The following is an 18,621-nucleotide window of genomic DNA, read 5'->3' as shown; positions in this document are numbered from 1 at the left end:
TTCAGGCCCTCGCCGAGCCTAGGAAAGGCCGGCGATATCTCGCGTGGCGAGATGCGCAAGACGGGCGTGGAACACGCTCGATCCGCGCGGCAGGGAGGCACAGCATGTGTTCATGTCGATGCCGGGTTGGTGGTCGATGACGTCCCGAGTATATACCACCTGGGTTTTTCGTCAACCGCAGGCGCCGTCCGCGCAGGTCGCCTCCTCCAGCACCTTCTGCAGCGCGGCGAGGGTGAAGGGTTTCGGCAGGAACGACGGTTTGACGTCCAGGCCAGGGGTCTCCGGGGCGCCGTAGCCGGACGAGAAGATGATCCGCATCCGCGATCCGCGCGCCCGCACTGTGCGGGCCAGCTCGAGGCCGTTCATGCCCGGCAGCGAATGGTCGGTCAGCAGGATGTCGAACTGCCGCTCCGCCAGCAGCTCCAGGGCCTGCTCGGCGCTGCCCACCCCTTCGACCGCGTGGCCCAGCAGCAGCAGCAGTTCGCCGAGCATGGTGCGGGCGTCCTGGTTATCCTCGACCACCAGGATCGACTTCGGCTGCGCGCTGGCAGTCAGGACCGGCTCCGCGCTTGCGCAGGCAGGCGCCGGCGCCGGCAAGGTCGCCGGGGCCGCCGGCGCAAGCGCGGCGCTTTCCTTGCGCGCGGCGAACAGCTGGCGGATCTTGCGCGCCAGTTCGTCGCGGCGGTAGGGCTTGCTGATCAGCTCCACGCCCGGATCCAGGCGCCCGCCGTGGACGATGGCGTTCTGCGTATAGCCCGAGGTGAACAGGACCTCGATGGCCGGGAACATCTGCTTGGCCTGGCGCGCGACCTCGATGCTGCGCACCGGGCCCGGCATCACGACGTCGGTGAACAGCATGTCGACCGGGATACCGCTTTGCAGGATGGTCAGCGCGCCCTGGCCGTCGCTGGCCTTCAGCACACGGTAGCCCAGGCCCTGCAGCATGTCGACCACGGTCGCCTGCACCGCCAGGTCGTCCTCGACCACCAGGATGGATTCGGAGCCGCCGACGACCGGCGCGTTGCGCAGGTTCGGCAGCTCGACTTCCGGCTGCATCGAGCGCGGCAGGTAGATCTTGATCGTGGTGCCGCTGCCGACCTCGCTGTAGATGCGGATGTGGCCATTGCTCTGCTTGACGAAGCCGTAGGCCATCGACAGGCCCAGGCCGGTGCCCTCGCCTTCGCGCTTGGTGGTGAAGAAGGGCTCGAAGGCGCGCGCGACGACTTCCGGCGGCATGCCGCAGCCGGTATCCGAGATCGCCAGCATCACGTACTGGCCCGGCGTCACTTCCGGCTCGTGCAGCACGTAGTGATCGTCCAGCATGGCGTTGTTGAGTTCGAGCGTGAGGCGGCCGTCGCCCTTCATCGCGTCGCGCGCGTTGATGGCCAGGTTCAGGATCACGTTCTCGAGCTGGTGCGGGTCTGCCAGGGTGGTCCACAGGCCGCCGGCGACCACGGTTTCGATCTGCACCGATTCGCCCAGCGCGCGGCGCAGCAGCTCGTCCATGCCGCGCAGGACGCGGCCGATATTGGTCGCCACCGGCTGCAGCGGATGGCGGCGCGCGAAGGCCAGCAGTTGCGAGGACAGCTTGGCGCCGCGGTCGGCTGCGAATGCCGCGGCCTCCAGGCGGCGCTGCGCCTCCGGGTTCCCCGCCAGCGACATCTGCAGCAGCTGCAGGTTGCCGGCGATGACCTGCAGGACGTTGTTGAAATCGTGCGCGACGCCGCCGGTAAGCTGGCCGATGGCCTCCAGCTTCTGCGACTGGCGCAGCTGGGCGTGGGTCTTTTCCAGCTCGGCGGTGCGTTCCCGGATGCGCTCTTCCAGCGAGTTGTTCAGCTGCCGCACCGCTTCCTCGGCCTCGATCCGGGTCGCCACTTCGTGCTGCATGCGCGCGTGCGACTGTTCCAGGGCCGTGGCGCGCTCGCCGACTTCGCCGAGCATGCCGTTGAAGGCGTCGACCAGCACGCCGACCTCGTCTTCGGTCGTCTTCGTCACGCGCATCGAAAAGTCGCGGCGCCGGATCACCTGGTCGACGGCCGCGGTCAGCGCCAGCACCGGCTGGATGATGGCGGCCTTCAGCCAGCTCGACATCAGCATCGCGATCAGCAGGCTGCCCAGCAGGACCGCGCCGAGGATGGACAGGTAGCGCTGCACCTGCGCCATCAACGGATATTCGGCCTCGACGTAGACGATGCCGATCAGGTCGCCGTTGCGCAGCATCGTGGTGGCGACCGCGATCTGGCCGCCATCGATCGTGTTGCCCGCGCGCGGCATGCGCTTCGGCAGCCGCTGCAGCTCCAGGGGCGATTTTCCATACGCGGCGAACACCGAGCCGTCGGCACGGTAGATCGCGGCGTTCACGATCAGTGGCCTGGCGCGCAGCTGCAGCAGGTTTTCCTGGGCCACCTTGGTGTCGTTGAACTCGAGGGCCGGCTTGGTCACTTCGGCAAGGATGTCGGCCTGGGCGCGCAGATCGTCGGCCCAACCGGTCTGGTAGTTGCGGATGTCGAGCACCAGCATCGAGGCGGAAGCGACGAGCAGCGTGGTCAGCGTAGTCACCAGCACCCCAAGCACCAGCTTGCGTGAGATGGATTGTCGAACGGCGCCAAACATGGTCAACGGGTTCCTTTCACCACGTTCGTGGCAACGCTAAAAAGACGGGAATTCAGGTGGATGCCGCTCTGCTCGGAAGCGTCAAGGGCTACTTCGAACCGGACCCGGTCGTCGACCAGGCGGAAATTGATGATGCTTCCCTGTTCCAGCCCACCGTCGCCGGCGCTCACGGTCAGGATCGGCCGGCCCTTGGCCTGGCGCAGCCATTGCGCCAGGCGGGCGCGCTCGCCGCGGCCGACAAACAGCATGTGCAGGCCGTTCAGCGTGTCGCCCGGGAGCAGGCGCTTGACGATCACGCCGCGGTTGTTGACGCTGCGTCCGGCGGCGATGCGCGCCAGCTCGTCGGCGACCGTGTCGTCGCCGGCGACGCCGATCACATACGGGCTGTCGGCCTGCGCGAACGCGGCCGGCGGCCACTCCGCATAGTTGAGGAACTTGTGCAGGTAGGCCGCCTCCACCTTTTCCTCGCTGGCGATAATGGCGCTGCCGGCCGCTGCCGCGGGCGCGGGCGCGGCCATGTTAAGGCCGGCGGCGCCGAGGCACAGGACGGCGGCGGCGCGGATGAAGTAGAGTCGCAAGTCTCGCACGGTATTACAGGTTCCAGACCAGCTTGAGGAGAACAGCGCGCTGGTAATTGCTGCGTGTGCCCGGAGCGCCGGATTCGGCGTGGTTCGGGTCGAACAGGTTGCGCCCGATGAGCGACAACTCGAGGCCTTTGCGAATCCGCCAGCCGTAGCGCAGGTCGACCGCCGTGTACGACGGCACCGCCGGTCTCGCCAGCGCGCCGACATGGCGCAGGCTCAGGTCCAGCTCCTGGCCGTCTGCGAGGTCGTGCGAAGAGCGCAGCATCCAGTAGTGGCCCGGGTCGCTCGTGGCCAGGCCGGTCGTGCCGGAGACGTCCCTGCTGCCGGCATCGAGGGCCGTGTCGATACGCTGCACCACGCCGCCGCCGGACAGGCGCCAGGCCTTGGCCGCCTGCCAACTGGCCCAGGCTTCGAGGCCGCGCGTGCGGCCGTCCGCCAGGTTGCGGAAGACCGAGCCGCTGCCGTTCGGATTCGGTTCGAGGGTGCGCAGCCGGTCGTAGCGGCCGTAGAAGGCCGTGGCCGAATACGACAGCGTCGGCGTCGGCTGCGCGCGGTAGCCGAGTTCGAACACGTTCGCCACTTCGGACGCGAAGTCGGGGCCGCCCGCCACGGCATACTGCGGCACGCCATTGACGACGGCCGGGGTGGTCGGCGAATACAGGTCGCGGTCGATCCGCGAGGGCGCGCGCACGGAGCGCGACAGCGAGCTCCACACGAGTGCCGCCGGCCGCGGGGTCCACGCCAGGCGCAAGGTCGGCAGCACTTCGACGCCGGTGTAATTGTTGTCTTCGAACTTCAGGCCGGCGGTCAGGCGCAGCTTGTCGCTTAGCGCCATCTCGTCCTGGGCGAACAGGTTGGCCCAGTGCAGATTCATGGTCCCCGGCAGGAAGCCGAACGCGGCGCCGTTGCGCACGCGGTCGTGGCCCCAGCGATAGCCGCCGCCCCAGACCACGCGGTGCCCCTCGCCCAGGCTGAGCGCATGCTGCAGCTGCAGGTCGAGCGTGTCGAGGTGTTCGACGAAGGCCAGCGGCTGGTCGCGTTCGGTGTGGTCCCAGTACATCTGCGCGGTCGCGGTCGAGCCGCCGGCGAAGCTGCGGTTGAGGCGCCCGAGCAGGTTGGCGCCGCGCACCTGGATGTCCGCCGTGCCCCGCTGGCGCAGGCTGGCGTCGTAGACGTCGCCCTGGACCACGGCGTTGCGGGACACATCGCCGAAGTCGGCGCGGAAGCCGGCCTGCTGGCGATGCCATCCGGTAGGCACCCTGGCGCCGTTCTCGGCGTGCAGGTCGTCATTCGCGGCGTACTTGCCGTACACCCGGTAATGTCCACCGTTGGCAAGCGCGCCGCCGTAGCGCACCGCGCCATTGCGTTCGTCCTTGCCGCCGACGGCGCTCAACAGCGTTCCCTGGGTCGACGCCGCCGACTTGCTGATGATATTGATGACGCCGTTGACGGCATTCGCACCCCATAGCGTGGCGCCCGGACCGCTGATGACCTCGATGCGGTCGACGTCTTCCAGCACCACGTCCTGGACGTCCCAGTACACGCCGGAAAACAGCGGCGAATACACGGTCCGTCCGTCGATCAGGACCAGCAGCTTGTTTTCGAAAGCGCTGCTGAAGCCGCGCGAAGTGACGGCGTAGTTGCGCGCGTCGAGGCGCGCCACCTCCAGGTTCGGCGCCAGGCGCAAGGCTTCCGGCAGCGTGGTGGCGCCGGCCCGGTGGATGTCGGTGCCGGTGATCACGAAGATCGACGAGGCGGCCTCGGACAGCGATTCCGGGCGCCGCGAGACCGAGGTGACCTGGATGTTGGCAAGCTCTTCGAGGCTGAGGTCACCGAGATTGCCGGGTTCGGAGGCGAGCGCCTCCGCATGCGCGTTCGTGGCGATCAGGGCCAGGGCCAGGCAACGGACCAGCGGGAGTAGCTGCGCCTGATGCGAAATGCATCGCAGCGCCGGGCGGTTCGGTCGGGTACTGAGCATGGAAATTGATGGTCACAAATGTTTTTCTTCAGGGACATTGTAACGTACTGGATTTCGGCGACACAAACTTATCTTCGATGCATACGGCAATCCGGCGGATATCCTGATGGAGCGCCCAAGACCTCCCTAATTCGCTCTCCGCGCAAACCAGGCCGCCAGCGCGGAACCGGACAGGTTGTGCCATACGCTGAACATCGCGCTTGGCACGGCTGCCAGCGGGCTGAAATGGGCGGTCGCCAATGCGGCGCCGAGCCCGGAATTCTGCATGCCTGTCTCCAGCGTCACAGCCTTGCGCTTGGTGAGGTCCATGCCGAACATCCTGGCAAACAGGTACCCAAGCGCAAAGCCAAGCAGATTGTGCAGGATGACTGCCACCAGGATCAGCAAGCCATTGGCGAAGAGTTTCGGCCGATTCAATCCGACGATGATCGCAATGATCAGCACGATCGCAATCGTGGAAACGAGCGGCAAGGCTTTCACGCTGGCCGCCGCCTGCCTGCGAAACAGGGTCTTGGCGATGACACCCAGCACGATAGGCAGAATGACGACCTGCACGATGTCGAGGAACAGGGACTCCGTGTTGATGTTCATCCATTTACCGGCAAGCAGAGAGACCAGCGCCGGCGTCGCAAGCGGCGCCACCAGCGTCGACACCGATGCAATCGAGACCCCGAGCGCGACATCGCCCTTGGCCAGGAAGGTCATGACGTTGGATGCGGTTCCGCTCGGGCAGCAGCCGACCAGGATGACGCCGACGGCGATGTCGGGCGGAAGCCGCAGCACGATCGCGAGCAGATAAGCAATGCCCGGCATGATGAGGTAGTGCCCGACGACGCCGATGGCGACATCCCTGGGCCGGCGGAATACTTCCCGAAAATCCGCCGTGGACAGCGTCAAGCCCATGCCGAACATGACGATGCCGAGCAGTGGGGTGATCCAGGATTTATAGCCGATAAAAAGCTGCGGCGCAAAAAAGCCGAGACAAGCAAACAAGAGTACCCAGAATGGAAACGTCTTTCCTACAATAGCACTGGCTTTTTCGACGGCATTCACGCGCTTTCTCTCCCTCGGATAGGCTGCCGATTCGAGAAAACAAAAAGGCCAGCTGAACGCTGGCATTGTCGATGAATCTGGTGGGCGGTGCAAGTTTTTAACTTGATATGATTACAAGATCGGCGCATCTCCGATCACGTCTCCATGGGGTGGACTCATGTGCGCCGCGCCGCCGCCATTGCCGATATTCTTCGGACAAGATCATCGAGACGGCATGCCAAGCCCTGCAAGGCGCCCATGAACAGTTTGCTGGCCTACGACTATGAGACCACCGGGGTGGACCCGGTCCGCGACCGCCCCGTCCAGTTCGCGTGCCTCCGCCTGGACATGGAGCTGAACGTCATCGGCAGGCCGACCACGCTGTATTGCCGGCCTTCGCCCGATCACCTGCCCGATCCGCTGGCCTGCGTGCAAACCGGCATCACGCCCCAGCGCTGCCAGGAGGTCGGATTGCCGGAGCTGCAATTTGTCGAAGCGGTCCATCGCGAGCTCGCCGCCCCGGGGACGATTGCCTTCGGCTACAACTCGATCGCCTTCGACGACGAGATCACGCGTTTCATGTTCTGGCGAAACCTCATGGACCCGTATGCCCGCGAGTGGAAGGACGGCTGCGGCCGCTGGGACTTGCTCGGCCTCGTGCGCGCGACCTACGCGCTGCGTCCGGAAACGCTGGAGTGGCCGCGCGACGAACAGGGCGAGGTATCGCTCGGGCTGGAGCGGATCAGCGCGGCGAATGGCCTGCCGCACGAACCGGCGCACGACGCCTTGTCCGACGTGGTCGCCACGGTCGCGCTGGCGCGCCGCATCCGCGAGCGCCAGCCGCAGCTGTTTGCGCATTGCTTCTCGATGCTGGACAAGAACCTGGCGCTGCAGGAAATGGATGTGGCGTCGAAAGCGCCTTTCATCCACATCGACCGCGGCAGCGCACAGGCGGCAGGCATCCGTATCATGATGCCGCTGGCGCCGCATCCGACCAATCGCAACGAGGTGGTCGCCTGGGACCTGTCGAAAGACCCGCGCCAGTTGCTGGACATCGATGCCGAAACCATGCGCAAGCGGCTCTTCACCAGCTCGGAGGAGCGCCCCGAAGGTTTCGAACCGATGCCGATCCGCTGCATCGCCGCGAACAAATCGCCGGCGGTCTTCAGGAACCTGGGCGTCCTGTCGCGCGAACGGGCCGCCGAACTGGGCATCGACCTGGGCGCGGCGCTGGCCAATATGCCCGTCATGCTGGGCGTACTGGAGACCGTCGACCTGCCGCGGCTGCTGCAGGTGGTGTTTGACCGCGACCCGGCCGAGTGCGATCCCGAGGAAGCGCTCTACGCGGGCTTTCTCGGCAATGCCGACCGGCGCCTGCTGGACCAGCTGCGGAGCATGGACCCGGCCACCCTGGCGACGCTCAAGCCGGGCTTCCTCGATCCCAGGCTCGACGAGCTGTTCCTGCGCTACAAGGCGCGCCATTTTCCGGCCACGCTGTCGCAGCGCGAAGAAGACAAGTGGGAAGAGCACCGCTTCCGCAAGCTGATCGAAGGGATCGCAGGCAGCCGCACGGTAGCGATGGTGCGCGAGGCGGCGGCCCGCTGCCGGCAGTCGCTGGCCGCGTCAAGCGCGCCGGCCGACCCGGCCAAGTTCCAGCTGCTCGACGATGTGCTGGCCTACACGAATGGCGTGGCGGCCGTGATCGATCCTTTCGGGACCGTGCCGCAGCCACCGGAGCCGGCGACGCCGGCCGACCTTGCGGCCCCGGCGCCGCAGCCGGCGCCGGTCCAGCCCGACCTCTTCGGCGGCGCGGACGTCACGCCGGGCAAGCGCCGGGTCAGGCCGCGCCGTCCTTGAGCAGGCGCCCGACCAAGGCTGCCGGGTCGATGCCTTCCTCGAAGTCGAAGCGCTGCCCGCTCGCGCGGTAATCGCCGCCAGCCTTGCCCAGCAGGCGCCGGATGTCGGCGAACCGGCTCAGCGCCTGGATCGGCAGCTTCAGGCTCTGCCCTTCCGGCTCGAGCATGGCCAGCTGCTCGCGCAGCTCCTCGATGCTCCCGGGGGCAGGTGCGGCCGGCATGGCCGGGGTGGCCGGCATCTGGGCCGCCCCGGTAGCGCGCAGCTGCGCCAGTTCCGGATCGGCGGCGTAGACGGACGCGAGCTTCGCGCTCAGTTGCCCGACATCGAAGCGGCCGGCGTAGCGTCCGCCAGCCAGCAGCTGGTAGCGGACGGTGAGACGGCCATCCTCGCCGGCGTCCAGCAGGTAATGGTCGGCCAGGTGCACGCCAAGCAAGGGACGGTGGATGCCGATGCGGTCGATGACGCTCTTCAGCTCGTCGTTGGCCTGCACCCGCGCCGAGAAGCTGCGCGCGAGCACGCGAGGGTCGTGCGGATCGAAGCCTGCAGCCCCGAGCGCATGCATGGCGATACCCTGCCCGATGCGCAAGGTCAGCTCATCGATGCTGTGCACCGGCAGGCCGGTCGCATAGCGTACCGCATCCGCTCCCGCCTTGACCGGCAGCGCGATGGACGCGAACAAGCCGGCGATACCGCTGTCGGACAGGACGGTGCGATAGCGCGGGTCCAGCGCTTCCAGGCTCACGCCGTCGCGCATGCCATCCAGCAGGCAGCGCTCGCGCAGGCCCCGGTACTCGGGATCGGCCTCGAGTTCCGGCGCCGGAAAGCGCAGCGCCCGCTCGATGCGCTGGCCGTCGACATCCCGCACCCGCGCCGCCCGGAATTCCTCGCGGCTCGCGTCCGCCGTCGGCCAGCGCTTGTGATAGGCCGCGAACACCTTGCAGATGCCGATGTAATAGGCCAGGTCATGCGCCACGCCGGGCCGGCCGAGCGGCAGCTCGAGCTGGGAGCTCGAGACCTGGGTCCGATGCGCTTTCGGTTTCATGGTAATCGCACCATACCGAATAATCCGGCGGTCCAACGTTAGCGCGCCAACATACAGGCATGATCAGTCGCGTGCTTCGCTCCCGATCCGGACGAGCGCGCTTGACGCCAGCACGACCACGCCCTCGGCCGCCGGCACGGTCCTGACCAGCGATTGCGCGACAGCCCGCGCATGCACAGGCCGGTAGGCGCCGGGCAGCAGCGGCGCTAGAACCTTGGCGATCGGGATCGCCATCCGTTCGCCGAGGCGCGGCGGCTGTTGCAGGCCATCCCGGTAGTCGAGCAACAGCGAGGGTTGCGCGATCACCAGGGTTTTCCACGCCATCGCCTTGAGAGCATCCTCCAGTTCACCCTTGACGCGGTTGTAGAAGGTGGACGACGCCGCGTTCGCCATCGCCGCGCTGACCAGGCCCAGGCGCCGGACGCCCGCTGCGTGGGCAGCCGTGGCGACCGCCAGGTTCGCATCCAGGTCGACGGCGCGGAAGGCCGCCCGGCTGCCGGCCACCTTGATCGTGGTACCGAGAGCCAGGTAGGCCTCATCGGCGGGCGGCAGCGCGGGCAGGCGGCCCACATCCACGATGTGTACCTGTAGTTTGGGGTGGCTGATCGTCAATGGCCGGCGGCTCAGGGCGTGCACTTCGGCGACCGTCGGGTCGGCCAGCAGCGCCTGGAGGATCTGTCCTCCCACCAGCCCGGTGGCGCCGGCCACCAGGACTTTTCGTTGATCGGCAGGGCTGGGCATATTCGACTTCATCATTGTCTTGGCGCCCTTTTTGTCTCGGCAGTGGCTGCGAAAGCGGTACACCGGCCCCGTGTTCGCCAGCGGACCCTCGACGCGCTCGAGCATGCGTTTTTGCCCTTGGCGGCTGGCATCGTAGACCGTTGCGCATGGCTGACATCCATTCTACATGACAGCTCCATCCGTGCTAAGGTCGCCAGGCAGTCACTGCGGTTCGACAAGCGGGAGTTGTCCACGCGCGCTTGGGGTGGACCGCTCGTCGCCGATCGACGACGGCGAAAGCAGCTGGCTCGGCGACGATGTCTTCCGCATCGCTTGCGCGCTACCGGGCTGGCGGCGCGCGGCCATCCATCAACACGGAGGTGCCGCATGAATCGCATGAACATGGGCGCCCTGGTGGTCCTACTGGGCTTGCTGGCGCCGTGGGCGCCGGCGTCGGCGCAAATCAAGCTGGCCGCACAGGCCGACAAGCTGCGCTACACGGTGACGGACCTCTCACCCGACGACGGAGTAGCGGCCGCCATCGACTTCACCGGCGTGCCGGCGCACGACCTGTACGCGACCGTGAACGCGCGTGCCGGCAGCGCAACGGCCGGATCGGCCCACGACACGCGGTCGGGGAAAGGACCGGATGTGATCCTGCTCGATCCCTGGGCCGGAACCCACCTCGGCGTGGCTTATCTCGGGACCGGCATCGTCGCGGCGATGAGCCTCGTTCCGCTGCCGGGCAAGCTCATCGATAGCCACGTGTCCGCCACGCTGGAACCCTGGAACTTCCGGCTGGCGCCGCACACGCGCGTCACGTTTTCGATGGACATGGCCATCGACCTGAGCTCGCTGGGCGGCGTGATCGACGGCGAGGGCCAGACCCTGCTCAACGCATCCTTTCACGAGGCCAATGGCGGAATCGTCCCGCTCACCGACGGCTTGGTCGCCTTGATTGGCGCCGTTCGCATGCACGAGTACATACCGAACGACACCGAGGTGCGCACCGCGACCATCGAATGGGACAACGACTCCGATGCATGGGTCGATGGACAGCTGAGCTACAGCGCGCGGGTCGACGGCTATCTCGGCAGCGCCGCGCCGGTGCCCGAACCGGCGGAATGGGCGCTGCTGCTGGCGGGGGCGGGCGTCCTATGCGTTCGCGCGCGGCGCAACGGGCACATGAGATAGAGGATGGGTTGCTAACCCGGCAGGGCTGGTGACCGTCTAGGGTTCACCCGGATGAAGCGCACAAAAACAAAAAGGCCAGCGGATCGCTGGCCTTTGTTGCTGCTCTGAATTCCCCAAATGTCGCCCAAGTTGTTTTTTTTCAACTCGCTATGGCGAACTAAGTTTTTGAATCCAAAAGCTAAATTCTGGTGGGCGGTGCAAGTTTCGAACTTGCGACCCCAGCAGTGTGAATGCTGTGCTCTACCCCTGAGCTAACCGCCCTACTTTCTACTACTTTGCTGCGATTGCATCGCTGCAATGACGAGCATTATAGGGGGAGTTTTGCGTTTTGTCACCCCTGCGGAGAATATTTTCTCCAAACACATTCTCCCTTCACCGCTTTATCGAGGGCGGCCAGCACGCCATCATGCTCCGCGAGCTCATCAAGGGCGGCCGGCAGCACGATGATCTCGCCCAGCGGACCGGCTTCCAGCAGCTGGGCGCCGCCGGCGGCTTCGTCGGCCTCCATGTCCATCGACAGCGTGTTCTGGCCGCGGGTCATCGCCAGGTAGACGTCGGCCAGCAGCTCCGAGTCCAGCAGTGCGCCGTGCAGCTTGCGGTGCGCGTTCGAGATGCCGTAGCGGTCGCATAGCGCGTCCAGCGAGTTGCGCTTGCCCGGGTGCAGTTCCTTCGCGTGCACCAGGGTGTCGATCACGTTGCTGCAGTGGGAGACGAAGGGTGGCAGGCCGAGGCGTTCGAATTCGTGGTTCAGGAAGCCCAGGTCGAACGGCGCGTTGTGGATGATGATCTCGGCATCCTTCACGAACTCGCGCAGTTCCTCGACGATCTCGTGGAACTTCGGTTTGTCCCTCAGGAATTCGGTGGTCAGGCCGTGCACCGCCAGCGCCGCCTCGTCCGAGTCGCGCTCGGGATTGATATAGCGGTGGAAGTTATTGCCGGTCAGCTTGCGGTTGAAGATTTCGACGCAGCCGATTTCAATGACGCGGTCGCCCGTGCGGGGATTCAGGCCGGTGGTTTCGGTATCGAGGACGATCTGGCGCATGCGCTCTCAGGTGTGAATTCGTTGAAAATCAAAGGCTTATTGTACCAGCTTCGATGCGCGAAGCCGGACTGGTGCCTCAGCGCTTGACCGAGGCCGCCCCCATGTTCGCCAGCACGTCGGCGCGTTCGTTGCCGGGATGGCCGTTGTGGCCGCGCACCCAGCGCCATTCGACCGCGTGCTGCTGCTGGGCGGCGTCGAGGGCCTTCCACAGGTCTTCGTTCTTGACCGGTTCCTTGGTCGAGGTCTTCCAGCCGCGCGCCTTCCAGCCGTGGATCCATTCCGAAATCCCCTTCTGCACGTACTGGCTGTCGGTATGCAACACCACGTGGCAGGGCCGGTTCAGCACCGTCAGCGCCTCGATCACGGCGCGCAGTTCCATGCGGTTGTTGGTGGTGTTCGGCTCGCCGCCGAAGATTTCCTTCTGGTGGCCGCCATCGGCCACGAGCAGTGCGCCCCAGCCGCCGGTGCCCGGATTTCCCTTGCAGGCCCCGTCGGTATAAATCTCTACTTTGGTCGTCATGCTCTCTTTTACTTGTTTCGTTCGTTACGGTTGGTCGCCGGCACCGCCTGCGGCGCCTTGCCCGGCTTCTTGTTCCATGCCGGTCCGATGATGTTCATCCCCTTGACGCGCTTGATCGCATGCACGATGTACACGGCTCCGAGATACGGCCACCAGCGCTGCCCCGCCCCTTCGACGAAGGCGAAGCGGTTGATCCACTGGGAGGTACGGAATGGCGGCGCGTAGCAGCCGAAGTGACTGCGGGTGGCGCCGAGATTCAACAATTTTAACCAGTCTTTCAGCCGGGGCATAGAGATGAACTCGCCCGCCGTCGGCAGGTAGGTGCTGCTGGTGAGGCGGCCCATGCCCTGGCGCACGCCCCACATGCTGGCCGGATTGAAGCCGCAGATGATCAGCTGACCCTCCGGGATCAGCACGCGCTCGACCTCGCGCAGCACCTGGTGCGGCTCGGCCGCGAACTCGAGCACGTGCGGCAGCACCACCAGGTCGAGGCTCTGCGACGCGAACGGCAGGTCGGCGAAGTCGAGTGCGACGGCGACCTGCTTGCCGCCCGCCGCAATCGCCAGTTCGTCGGCGGTCGAGGTGCGGGTCGCGGCCTGCCACTTGTTCGGCATGCGGTTGGCCGCCAAGGCGTCGATCTGCGGCACCCCGATCTGCACGGCGTTGAAGCCGAAGATATCGGCCGTGAGCTCGTCCAGGCAGGCCTGCTCCCAGGCGCGCACGTAGGCGCCGGCCGGCGATTGCAGCCACAGGTCGAGCGCTATAATGGATTTTTCGGATGCAGCGCTATCCATGCCATCCCTTCTCGAAACGCATCTCACCACGCATTTTCATAGCCTATGACGAATTCGCCGAGCAGCCCCAATGCCCTGACGGTCCTGACCATCCCCGCCTTCAAGGACAATTATCTCTGGCTTATCCATGATGGCGTCCATGCGGCGGCGGTCGACCCGGGCGACGGCCAGCCCATCCTCAATGCCCTGCGGGAGAATGGGTTGACCCTCACCGCCATTCTACTCACCCATCACCACGCTGACCACATCGGTGGTGTGCCTCAATTGCTTTCAGAATATAACGTGCCCGTTTTCGGCCCGAGTAAGGACGCCATCGATGCCGTGACGCACCCACTGGGCGAAGGCGACCGCATACAGGTGCCGGGCCTGGCGCTGGAGCTGACCGTACTGGACGTACCGGGCCACACCCGCGGCCACATCGCCTACGTGCGCGACGACGCGGACAACCCGACCGGCCCGCACTGGCTGTTCTGCGGCGACACCCTGTTCGGCGCTGGCTGCGGCCGCCTGTTCGAGGGTACACCGGAGCAGATGGCGTCCTCGCTCGCCAAGCTGGCCGCCCTGCCCGACGATACCCTGGTCTATTGCGCCCACGAGTACACCCTGTCCAACCTGCGCTTCGCCCAGGCGGTCGAACCGGACAACCAGGCGCTGCAGATGCGGCTCGAGGCCGACAGCAAGCTGCGCGGCACCCACCTGCCGACCATCCCGTCGAACATCGCCATCGAAAAGGCCACGAATCCCTTCCTGCGCACGACAGAGCCGGGCATCACCGCCAGCCTGGTCGCGGCCGGGAGGCTGCGGCCGGGCGCCACGCCGGTTGAGGTGTTCGCCGCGCTGCGCGAGTGGAAGAACGTGTTCTGATGGCTGCCGGCGCCGCGCCCCGGCAGGTCGACTTCTACTTCGACCCGGTCAGCCCCTACGTTTGGCTGGCGGCGCGCGCGCTGGACCGGCTCGAGCAAGCCGGGGGCCGGGTGCCGGTGCGCGTCCCGCTGCAAGTCCATGTCGTGCCGGTGCTGTTCGCCGGCCTGCTGAAGGCGCACGGCAACCTGGGGCCGGCCGAGGTGCCGGCCAAGCGTACTTACCTGTTCCGCGACATGATGCGCGAGGCGGCGCGGCGCGGCCTTCCCTTCGCCGGCCCGCCCGGCCATCCCTTCAATCCGCTGACGGCCCTGCGCATGTGCACGGCGCTCGACGGCGATGCCGAGCGGCGCGCGCTGGCGCTGGCGCTGATCGCGGCATGCTGGGAACGCGGGGAAGATATTTCGGACGCAGCCGTACTGGCGCGCCTGGCCGATGCGGCCGGGTTCGATGGAAAAGGCTTGTTGGAGCGCGCCGCCACGCCGGCCGTGAAGCAGGCGGTGGTGGCGGCCACGGATGCGGCGATCGCCGAAGGCGTCTTCGGCGTGCCGACGTTCCGGCTGGACGGCGAGCTGTTCTGGGGCGGCGACCGCATCGAGGCGCTGCTGTGGCGGCTCGATGGCGGTGCGATCGACGAAGAACAGCTGCGGGGATTTCTGGCGCGGCCGCCGCTCGCGCAGCGGCCGCGTTGAGCCGGATTAAATTTCTTCGTACAGCGGCAGGGTCAGGAACTCCGCAAACTCATCCGAGAGCGACATCTGCTCGAAGATCTCGGCCGCGCGTGCGTAGGTCGGGCTGTCGCCGTTCGGCGCCACCTGTTTCACCTTGGCCAGCTCTTCCGGGATCATCGCGCGCACCATCTCGGCGGTAACCTTGCGGCCATCGTCGAGCACACCCTTCGGTGTGCGGATCCACTGCCAGACCTGGGCCCGGCTGATCTCGGCGGTCGCGGCGTCTTCCATCAGGTTGTGGATCGGCACGCAGCCGTTGCCGGCCAGCCAGGCGCCCAGGTAGTGGATGCCGACGTTGATGTTGTAGCGCAGGCCGGCCTCGGTGATCGGGGCTTCCGGGCGGAAGTCGAGCAGATCCTTGGCCGTCACTTCGACGTCCGGACGCTGCTTGTCGATCTGGTTCGGACGGTCGCCCAGCACCTTCTTGAATTCCGCCATCGAAGCCTCGACCAGGCCCGGGTGGGCAACCCAGCCGCCGTCGTAGCCGTCGGTGGCGTCGCGCGACTTGTCGCCGATCACGCCAGCCATTGCGACGGCGTTCTTCTCCGGATCGTTCTTGATCGGGATCAGGGCCGACATGCCGCCGATCGCCGGCGCACCGCGCTTGTGGCAGGTCTTCAGCAGGAGCAGCGCATAGGCACGCATGAAAGGCGCCGTCATCGTGACTTTCGGACGGTCGGCCAGGCAGAAGTTCTTGTCCAGCTTGAACTTCTTGATACACGAGAAGATGTAGTCCCAGCGGCCCGCGTTCAGGCCGGCGCTGTGCTCGCGCAGTTCGTACAGGATCTCGTCCATTTCGAAAGCGGCGACGATGGTTTCGATCAGCACGGTGGCCTTGATCGTGCCCTGCGGCAGGCCCAGCTCGTCCTGGGTCATCTTGAAGATGTCGTTCCACAGGCGGGCTTCGAGGTGCGATTCCATCTTCGGCAGGTAGAAGTACGGGCCGGCGCCGCGTGCCAGCTGCTCCTTGGCGTTATGGAACATGAACAGCGCGAAATCGAAGATGCCGCCGGAAATGCGCTTGCCGTCCACCAGCACGTGCTTCTCGTCCAGGTGCCACCCACGCGGGCGCACCACCAGGGTCGCGACCTTGTCGTTCAGCTTGTACTGCTTGCCGTTCTGTTCCAGCGAAATGGTGCGGCGCACGGCATCGCGCATGTTCAGCTGGCCGGTGATCTGGTTATCCCAGTTCGGGGTGTTTGAATCCTCGAAGTCGGTCATGTAGCTGTCCGCGCCCGAATTCAGGGCGTTGATGACCATCTTGCGTTCGACCGGGCCGGTGATTTCCACGCGGCGGCATTCCAATGCCTTCGGGATCGGGGCGATCTTCCAGTCGCCGTTGCGGATGTCCGCGGTTTCGGGCAGGAAGTCCGGGCGTTCGCCGGCATCCAGGCGTTTCGCACGCTCGACGCGGGCGGCCAGCAGCTCCTGGCGGCGCGGCTCGAATGCGCGGCTGAGCTTGGCGACGAGGGCAAGAGCCTCGGGAGTCAGGATCTGTTCGTAGCCGGGCTTGATGTCGGCGCGGATCTCCATTCCGGACGGGGTGGCGATGGTCATGGCATGCTCCTCTTAGTATATAAATCTTATGCAACGCGGCTTGGCGTTTGCTATCTGGTCAAGTATATTCACTTCCGCAGTAATAAACGAGACAAAAAATACATTCATCTGTGCGTTTTTATCACAAATGATAGTCACAGATGAGGAGTCAGCCAAGCAGCCATGGACCATTTCCGTCAAATTTCCACCTTCGTCGAAGTCGTCGCCCGCGGCAGCCTGTCGGCTGCGGCACGCGCCGAGGGCATCGCGCCCGCCATGATCGGGCGCCGCCTCGATGCCCTGGAGAGCCGCCTCGGCGTCAAGCTGCTGCAACGAACCACACGAAAGCTGGCCCTCACCGACGAGGGCGCCGCCTTCCTCGAGGATTGCCAGCGTATCCTGGCGGAACTCGAAGAAGCGGAGTCGGCGGTGTCGGAGCGCAGCGCGCGCGCCACCGGCCACCTGCTGGTGTCGGCCCCGGCCGGCTTCGGCCGCCAGCACGTGGCGCCGCTGGTGCCCTCCTTCGTGCTGGAACATCGCGACGTCACCGTCAACCTGAACCTGAACGACCGGGTGGTCGACGTGATCGGCGAAGGCGTCGACGTCGCGATCCGCATCGCCGCCTTGTCCGATTCGAGCCTGGTCGGGGTCAAGCTGGCCGACAACCACCGCGTCGTGGTGGCGGCCCCAAGCTACCTGAAGCGCCACGGCACGCCGCATACCCTCGACGAGCTGGCGCGTCACAACTGCCTGGCGATCAGCAGCGAAGGCAGCCAGCGCGGCTGGGCTTTCCAGGAGAACGGACGGGTCGTGACGCTGAAGGTGGGCGGCAATATGGTCTGCAACGACGGTGCCGTCCTGCACGAGTGGGCGCTGGCGGGACGCGGCCTGGCCTGGCGCTCGATGTGGGAAGTGGGACCGGAAATCGCGGCGGGCCGGCTGGTGCCCGTGCTGGAGCAGTATGCGGCGCCCGGCAACGATATCCATGCGGTATTCGCGCAGCGCCGTCACCTGCCACTGCGGATCCGCGCTTTCGTCGATTTCCTGCGGCACACTTACTCCCAGCCAGATTATTGGCGGAACAGCACAGGAAGCTGAAAAAAATTCGCCGGAACTGATGAGTTGCAAATGGATGGGCAAAAAAAATCCCCGGACATGCCGAGGATTTTTTGCTGAAATTCAGCGCCTATCTAGGGCTGGAAGCCCATGAAGATATTACAGCGGCTGAATGTTCGAAGCTTGCTTGCCCTTCGGACCCGAGGTCACGTCGAACGAAACACGCTGATTCTCTTGCAGCGACTTGAAGCCTTGGGATTGGATCGCCGAGAAGTGAGCGAACAGATCTTCGCCGCCCTCATCCGGGGTGATGAAGCCGAAACCCTTGGAGTCATTGAACCATTTTACGATGCCAGTTGCCATTACTATTTCCTATTTCAGTTGAAGTGGACTTTCGTCCGTTTACGATCGTTTGAAGAAGCAAGAAACAAATGACAGACTAACTGCACTGCTACCTCGAATCCAACGATCCCTAATTATACCGAATAAACCAAAAAATACACGGTTTTCGCGAAATAAAAACACAAAACCCGTAATAATTCCAAACATCAACTTTTACGGGCCTTATTCGCGTCGGCAGTACGCAAAATATAGGTCATCGACATCTAGCAAGTTTGTTCTAAATCAAACGACTCCCGGACAGTCTTTTTGTCCGGAATCTACTTGACGGATTCTTCAGTAGGATAGGCAAGCTTCGGATCGTGCAGGGCCCAGGCCACGAAACCATCCAGCTCGGCCAGCCAGGCATCCCATTCCCCGGGAGCGACGGCGTCGAAGGTCATCAGGACCCGCAGGCGCTGTTCGATGTTGCGCGCCTGTTGGCCGAGGATGCGAAAACCGAAGGTGGCGGCCGATCCTGCCAGCGTGTGCAGGACGGCGTGCAATTCGCGGATCAGTTCGGTCTGCGGCTGCTTCGTATCGAAAGCGTTGCGCGCTGCCGACACCCGTCCGAGCGTCTGCGGCAAGGCTACCGCGAACTTGTCGTTGAATTCAGCCAGGCGTTCGAAGAATTCCGCATCGACCGCGCCGTTCATTTTCTGTTCGTTGCCCGCCTGCATACG

Annotated in this window: 17 protein-coding genes and 1 tRNA gene; 5 read left to right on the top strand and 13 right to left on the bottom strand. The window is 65.3% G+C overall.

Going from position 1 to position 18,621, the window contains the following annotated elements; genetic code table 11:
• Window positions 1-171 precede the first annotated feature (171 nt).
• The 4 genes from ACI48D_RS14595 to ACI48D_RS14580 form a co-directional block, all read right to left on the bottom strand.
• A complete protein-coding gene (locus tag ACI48D_RS14595) occupies window positions 172-2,613 on the bottom strand; it encodes a response regulator (RefSeq protein WP_435571959.1) in 2,442 nt (813 codons plus the stop codon).
• Window positions 2,614-2,615: 2 nt separating this feature from the next.
• Window positions 2,616-3,200: a YfiR family protein gene (locus ACI48D_RS14590; RefSeq protein ID WP_435571958.1), complete on the bottom strand. Its 585-nt coding sequence runs from the start codon at window positions 3,198-3,200 to the stop codon at window positions 2,616-2,618.
• A 4-nt stretch (window positions 3,201-3,204) separates the two neighbouring features.
• A complete protein-coding gene (locus ACI48D_RS14585; RefSeq protein WP_435571957.1) occupies window positions 3,205-5,175 on the bottom strand; it encodes a TonB-dependent receptor plug domain-containing protein in 1,971 nt (656 codons plus the stop codon).
• 126 nt (window positions 5,176-5,301) lie between these two features.
• Window positions 5,302-6,228 carry a bile acid:sodium symporter family protein gene (locus ACI48D_RS14580; protein WP_435571956.1) on the bottom strand — a complete coding sequence of 309 codons (927 nt, stop codon included), beginning with the start codon at window positions 6,226-6,228 and terminating at the stop codon, window positions 5,302-5,304.
• 237 nt (window positions 6,229-6,465) lie between these two features.
• Between ACI48D_RS14580 and sbcB the strand changes: the two genes are divergently transcribed.
• Window positions 6,466-8,064 (top strand): exodeoxyribonuclease I, encoded by a 1,599-nt coding sequence (sbcB, locus tag ACI48D_RS14575; protein WP_435571955.1) that lies wholly within the window; start codon window positions 6,466-6,468, stop codon window positions 8,062-8,064.
• Here the strand turns inward: sbcB and ACI48D_RS14570 are convergent.
• Together ACI48D_RS14570 and ACI48D_RS14565 are read right to left on the bottom strand one after the other, a co-directional pair.
• Window positions 8,045-9,106 (bottom strand): hypothetical protein, encoded by a 1,062-nt coding sequence (locus ACI48D_RS14570; protein ID WP_435571954.1) that lies wholly within the window; start codon window positions 9,104-9,106, stop codon window positions 8,045-8,047. The two genes, sbcB and ACI48D_RS14570, sit on opposite strands and share 20 nt — an antisense overlap.
• Before the next feature lie 63 nt (window positions 9,107-9,169).
• A complete protein-coding gene (locus ACI48D_RS14565; protein ID WP_435571953.1) occupies window positions 9,170-9,862 on the bottom strand; it encodes an NAD(P)H-binding protein in 693 nt (230 codons plus the stop codon).
• Window positions 9,863-10,213: 351 nt separating this feature from the next.
• On the opposite strand from ACI48D_RS14565, the gene ACI48D_RS14560 reads away from it, so the two are divergent.
• Entirely contained in the window at window positions 10,214-11,020 is an 807-nt protein-coding gene (locus tag ACI48D_RS14560; protein WP_435571952.1) for a PEP-CTERM sorting domain-containing protein, read from the top strand.
• 186 nt (window positions 11,021-11,206) lie between these two features.
• On the opposite strand, the gene ACI48D_RS14555 is transcribed toward ACI48D_RS14560, so the two are convergent.
• The 4 genes from ACI48D_RS14555 to ACI48D_RS14540 all read right to left on the bottom strand — a co-directional run bounded on the left by ACI48D_RS14555 (window position 11,207) and on the right by ACI48D_RS14540 (window position 13,376).
• A tRNA-Val gene (locus tag ACI48D_RS14555) sits at window positions 11,207-11,281 on the bottom strand.
• Window positions 11,282-11,351: 70 nt separating this feature from the next.
• Window positions 11,352-12,062 carry a DNA polymerase III subunit epsilon gene (dnaQ, locus tag ACI48D_RS14550; protein WP_435571951.1) on the bottom strand — a complete coding sequence of 237 codons (711 nt, stop codon included), beginning with the start codon at window positions 12,060-12,062 and terminating at the stop codon, window positions 11,352-11,354.
• Between the two features lie 76 nt (window positions 12,063-12,138).
• The gene (gene rnhA, locus ACI48D_RS14545) at window positions 12,139-12,582 is read right to left on the bottom strand and encodes a ribonuclease HI (protein WP_435571950.1); all 444 of its coding nucleotides are present in this window, start codon (window positions 12,580-12,582) and stop codon (window positions 12,139-12,141) included.
• An 8-nt stretch (window positions 12,583-12,590) separates the two neighbouring features.
• Window positions 12,591-13,376 (bottom strand): class I SAM-dependent methyltransferase, encoded by a 786-nt coding sequence (locus tag ACI48D_RS14540; RefSeq protein ID WP_435571949.1) that lies wholly within the window; start codon window positions 13,374-13,376, stop codon window positions 12,591-12,593.
• A 45-nt stretch (window positions 13,377-13,421) separates the two neighbouring features.
• Here ACI48D_RS14540 and gloB point away from each other — a divergent pair, with 45 nt between their 5' ends.
• Window positions 13,422-14,240: a hydroxyacylglutathione hydrolase gene (gene gloB, locus ACI48D_RS14535; RefSeq protein ID WP_435571948.1), complete on the top strand. Its 819-nt coding sequence runs from the start codon at window positions 13,422-13,424 to the stop codon at window positions 14,238-14,240.
• The gene (locus tag ACI48D_RS14530; protein WP_435571947.1) at window positions 14,222-14,929 is read left to right on the top strand and encodes a 2-hydroxychromene-2-carboxylate isomerase; all 708 of its coding nucleotides are present in this window, start codon (window positions 14,222-14,224) and stop codon (window positions 14,927-14,929) included. Before gloB ends, ACI48D_RS14530 begins: the two co-directional genes overlap by 19 nt.
• A gap of 6 nt (window positions 14,930-14,935) precedes the next feature.
• On the opposite strand, the gene aceB is transcribed toward ACI48D_RS14530, so the two are convergent.
• Window positions 14,936-16,525, bottom strand: coding sequence for a malate synthase A (gene aceB, locus ACI48D_RS14525; RefSeq protein ID WP_435571946.1), 1,590 nt, complete (start codon window positions 16,523-16,525; stop codon window positions 14,936-14,938).
• Between the two features lie 162 nt (window positions 16,526-16,687).
• Here aceB and ACI48D_RS14520 point away from each other — a divergent pair, with 162 nt between their 5' ends.
• The gene (locus ACI48D_RS14520; RefSeq protein ID WP_435571945.1) at window positions 16,688-17,602 is read left to right on the top strand and encodes a LysR family transcriptional regulator; all 915 of its coding nucleotides are present in this window, start codon (window positions 16,688-16,690) and stop codon (window positions 17,600-17,602) included.
• 117 nt (window positions 17,603-17,719) lie between these two features.
• On the opposite strand, the gene ACI48D_RS14515 is transcribed toward ACI48D_RS14520, so the two are convergent.
• The gene (locus ACI48D_RS14515; RefSeq protein ID WP_036166698.1) at window positions 17,720-17,923 is read right to left on the bottom strand and encodes a cold-shock protein; all 204 of its coding nucleotides are present in this window, start codon (window positions 17,921-17,923) and stop codon (window positions 17,720-17,722) included.
• Window positions 17,924-18,219: 296 nt separating this feature from the next.
• Window positions 18,220-18,594 (bottom strand): Hpt domain-containing protein, encoded by a 375-nt coding sequence (locus ACI48D_RS14510; protein WP_435571944.1) that lies wholly within the window; start codon window positions 18,592-18,594, stop codon window positions 18,220-18,222.
• Between the last annotated feature and the right edge of the window lie 27 nt (window positions 18,595-18,621).

The sequence above is a fragment of the Massilia sp. LXY-6 genome, from assembly GCF_051233485.1.
Taxonomy (GTDB): Bacteria; Pseudomonadota; Gammaproteobacteria; order Burkholderiales; family Burkholderiaceae_D; genus Telluria.
The sequence above is the reverse complement of the archived record's forward strand: the minus strand, read 5'-3'. Positions and strand labels throughout refer to the sequence as shown.

What these genes read in the sequence shown, in the direction of transcription:
- ACI48D_RS14595 (WP_435571959.1), bottom strand. Translation starts at nt 2,613, where the DNA reads ATGTTTGGCGCCGTTCGACAATCCATCTCACGCAAGCTGGTGCTTGGG.
- ACI48D_RS14585 (WP_435571957.1), bottom strand. Translation starts at nt 5,175, where the DNA reads ATGCTCAGTACCCGACCGAACCGCCCGGCGCTGCGATGCATTTCGCAT.
- sbcB (WP_435571955.1), top strand. Translation starts at nt 6,466, where the DNA reads ATGAACAGTTTGCTGGCCTACGACTATGAGACCACCGGGGTGGACCCG.
- ACI48D_RS14570 (WP_435571954.1), bottom strand. Translation starts at nt 9,106, where the DNA reads ATGAAACCGAAAGCGCATCGGACCCAGGTCTCGAGCTCCCAGCTCGAG.
- ACI48D_RS14565 (WP_435571953.1), bottom strand. Translation starts at nt 9,862, where the DNA reads ATGATGAAGTCGAATATGCCCAGCCCTGCCGATCAACGAAAAGTCCTG.
- ACI48D_RS14560 (WP_435571952.1), top strand. Translation starts at nt 10,214, where the DNA reads ATGAATCGCATGAACATGGGCGCCCTGGTGGTCCTACTGGGCTTGCTG.
- dnaQ (WP_435571951.1), bottom strand. Translation starts at nt 12,062, where the DNA reads ATGCGCCAGATCGTCCTCGATACCGAAACCACCGGCCTGAATCCCCGC.
- rnhA (WP_435571950.1), bottom strand. Translation starts at nt 12,582, where the DNA reads ATGACGACCAAAGTAGAGATTTATACCGACGGGGCCTGCAAGGGAAAT.
- ACI48D_RS14540 (WP_435571949.1), bottom strand. Translation starts at nt 13,376, where the DNA reads ATGGATAGCGCTGCATCCGAAAAATCCATTATAGCGCTCGACCTGTGG.
- gloB (WP_435571948.1), top strand. Translation starts at nt 13,422, where the DNA reads ATGACGAATTCGCCGAGCAGCCCCAATGCCCTGACGGTCCTGACCATC.
- aceB (WP_435571946.1), bottom strand. Translation starts at nt 16,525, where the DNA reads ATGACCATCGCCACCCCGTCCGGAATGGAGATCCGCGCCGACATCAAG.
- ACI48D_RS14520 (WP_435571945.1), top strand. Translation starts at nt 16,688, where the DNA reads ATGGACCATTTCCGTCAAATTTCCACCTTCGTCGAAGTCGTCGCCCGC.
- ACI48D_RS14515 (WP_036166698.1), bottom strand. Translation starts at nt 17,923, where the DNA reads ATGGCAACTGGCATCGTAAAATGGTTCAATGACTCCAAGGGTTTCGGC.
- ACI48D_RS14510 (WP_435571944.1), bottom strand. Translation starts at nt 18,594, where the DNA reads ATGAACGGCGCGGTCGATGCGGAATTCTTCGAACGCCTGGCTGAATTC.